Source organism: Frankia tisae (assembly GCF_025403405.1).
GTDB classification, from domain to species: Bacteria; Actinomycetota; Actinomycetes; order Frankiales; family Frankiaceae; genus Frankia; species Frankia tisai.
Genome location: NZ_JANEZT010000564.1, coordinates 1 through 2,810, shown reverse-complemented (window position 1 = coordinate 2,810; position 2,810 = coordinate 1). Strand labels below are relative to the sequence as shown.

At 72.6% G+C, this 2,810-nt stretch carries 2 protein-coding genes and 1 pseudogene; all 3 read right to left on the bottom strand.

Annotated elements, in window-relative coordinates; all coding sequences use genetic code 11:
* On the bottom strand, nt 1–1,067 hold a 1,067-nt coding region (locus tag NBZ85_RS29865), incomplete at its 3' end, for a YihY/virulence factor BrkB family protein (RefSeq protein ID WP_261559545.1).
* A gap of 232 nt (nt 1,068–1,299) precedes the next feature.
* Nucleotides 1,300–1,500: a DUF7455 domain-containing protein gene (locus tag NBZ85_RS29860; RefSeq protein WP_009742431.1), complete on the bottom strand. Its 201-nt coding sequence runs from the start codon at nt 1,498–1,500 to the stop codon at nt 1,300–1,302.
* Between the two features lie 160 nt (nt 1,501–1,660).
* Nucleotides 1,661–2,810 (bottom strand): annotated as a pseudogene (locus NBZ85_RS29855) (hypothetical protein); the annotation flags it as partial.

Sequence of the window (2,810 nt, the reverse complement as noted above, 5' to 3'; positions counted from 1 at the left end):
CCGGTGGGGGGAGCAGAGCCGGCGGCGGTGGGCCCGCGGGTGTGCTTCTTCGACCGGTGGGAGAACTGCTCGTCCAGTGTCGCGTTGAGTTCGGCGCCGAGCAGGACCGCCAGCGCGGTGATGTAGAAGAACAGCAGCGCCGCCACGGGTGCGCCCAGCGAGCCGTAGACCAGCTCGTGGCTGAACACGATCTCCAGGTACAGCCGCAGTAGGTCGCTGCCGACCAGCCAGCACACCAATGCCAGGGTCGCCCCGGGAAGCGCCCGCCACCACGGCCTGCGTACCGGCAGGGAGAGGTGGTAAAGCGACGTCAACATCGTGAGCGCGACCAGCCCGACGACCGGCCAGAAAAGCAGGGTCAGCAGATGGTCGACCGAGGGGTGCCGGTCGGCGTCGAGAATCCGGGAGATCACCCCGGGACCCAGGATCAACGCCGGCAGAATGATGACGCCGCTGGTGAGCTGGGCGAGGAACAGCCACAGCGCCACCAGTCGGCTACGCACCGCGGAGCGCAGGTCGCGCTGGCCGTAGGCGATGGTGATGGTGTTGACGAAGGTCGCCATCGCCGTCGAGCCGGTCCACAGTGACAGGACGAAGCCTATGGAGATCACGTCCGGCCGGCCGCGAGAAAGGATCTCGTCCACGGTGGGCCGCACCGCGTCGTCGACCACTGATTCGGTCAGCAAATCGCCGGCGCCGCGCAGAATGCTGTCCCGGATGCTGCTCAGGGCGTCCCCGCCGATGGCATCGGCGACGTAGCCGAGTGCGCCGAGCAGGGACAGGAGTAGCGGCGGCAGGGACAGCAGCTGCCAGAATCCCGCCTCCGCGGCCAGGCCCAGCACCCGGTGGCGCCAGGCGTTGGCGAGCGTCGCACGGGCCAGGCGCAGCGGACCCCGGGGGACCCGGCGCTGCTGGCGGTCAAGACGGCGGAACATCGCGCTGCGGCGGACACGTGCCTCGGCCACCGTGCGGCCCTGGCGGGCGTGCGCCGTCAGCTCCGGGTTGGCCTCGAGGACGACCCGGCGGAGCAGCACAGACCAGCGCCGCCGCGGCTGGCTGCGAACCATGGGGGTGGATGTCTCCTTCCCCATGGCGGGCACGACCCCACCGTATGGCCTGGTGGGACGCCTGAAGATCAACGACACCCAAGCGGGGCCGGGGCCGATCCCCCACGTGGGGGGCCCGAGGGGGAAACGCGCGGTCCATAGTCACGGCGCCCGACTCTCACCGCGGCGAGGAGCAGCGAAAGGGGCACGCCACGTGGTCGTGGCATGCCCCTTTGATACCTGAGCGTGAGACTCAGGACACGCTGAGCTTGTCAGTCTCGTCGTGGTATTCGACGGCCATCTCACGCAGCTTGGAGTCGTGCGACTTCGCATGATGCCGGCAGAAAAGGAGATCCCCGCCGCCAGGCAGCACCACCCGCACGTATGCCTGGGCACCGCACCGGTCGCAACGATCGAGGTTGGTTAGCGTCGGCTTCGTGGTAGTCCCTGTCACATCTACTCCAACTGTGTTAGGCGGTCAGACGTTCCTGCTGACCATGTGACGGTTTACTCACAGCCGGCTCTCGTGGCGTCATTGCATCCAGAGCGGCGTGGTGTCCGCGGAGCTTCGGACCCGCGGACGGTTACCCCGCCCCCGGGGCTCTGCGGCCTGATCAGGGCCGTCGGGCACCGAAGACGATGTCGTCCCATGCTGGCACTGACTTGCGTCCACGTCGACCGCCTGCGGGACGTTCCCCCCCACGGGTGCCGTTGTTTTGACGGCTCCGTGACGCAGCGGGTGCACTCGACTTCTCTGTGGTCGCCTCATCGGTACCCTCCGTCGTCGAATCCTCCGGATCGGTAGATGTCGGCTCGTCCTTTGCCGCCGATACCGACGCGCCTCGGCGTTGCCCGCCGACGGCGGCGGGAGCCTCTCCCGCCGCACCCGTGGCCGCCGCTGGGGTCACGGCGGGTGCCCGGCCCGGCTCCTCGGCGGAGGGGCCGCCGCCCGCGGATGGCACTGCGGCGGCGGCATCGCCGCCCTGTGTCGCGTGCCCGTCCGGGGGGGTGGCGACTGGCGTGGGCGGGCTGGCGGCGCCCCCGGCGGCGGTACCCGTGGCACCCGCCACCGCGGACATCGAGGCGGACCCGGCCAATGATGTGGCGGAAGTCACGGCCGGCGGGACGGTCTGAGTGACCGTGGCCCGGGGTGTTCTTCCCGTTCGTCCGGATCCGGCCGCGGCCGGGGCAGCTGGACGGGACCGGGCGGCCGGCGCCGCGCGCCCGGCGGCCGCCGGCGCCGCGCCGCCGGCCCGGGCGCCGCCCGGCTCGGCGACCCGGCGGCCGGTCCCGCGCGGCAACGAGCCGACGCGGGTCGCCGCCGTCCGGCGCGGCGTCTGTGGCTCGGGGCGGCGCGAAACAGCTTCCTCGGCGGGCGCGGACAGGTCCGAGGCCTCGCCGGCTGCCTCGCCGCCCGCGGGGTTGGCCGTGCTCAGCTCGGCCTCGAACGCCGACCGGCCGGAAGCCGCACCAGCGGGTTGCGACGCAGGCCCTGCCGGGGCGTAGTAGGCGGCGGCCGGGTCGTCCCGGCCGCCGGTGGATTCCGACTCCGGCACAGCGCGGAAGGTTTCGGTCCGCACCGGCTCGTCCCAGTGCTCCCGGGGGGCCGGCTGCCAGCGGCCGTCGGTGCGGGCTGCGGGGTGCCGCCCCGCGGCCCCGGCGGCCGGGGCCGCGGGGCGTGGCGAGGCCGTCACGCCGCCATCCAGTGGCTGGTCCTCGGGCGGGTACGCGGCGGCGGGGAAGCTGGTGGGCTGGGCATAAGGG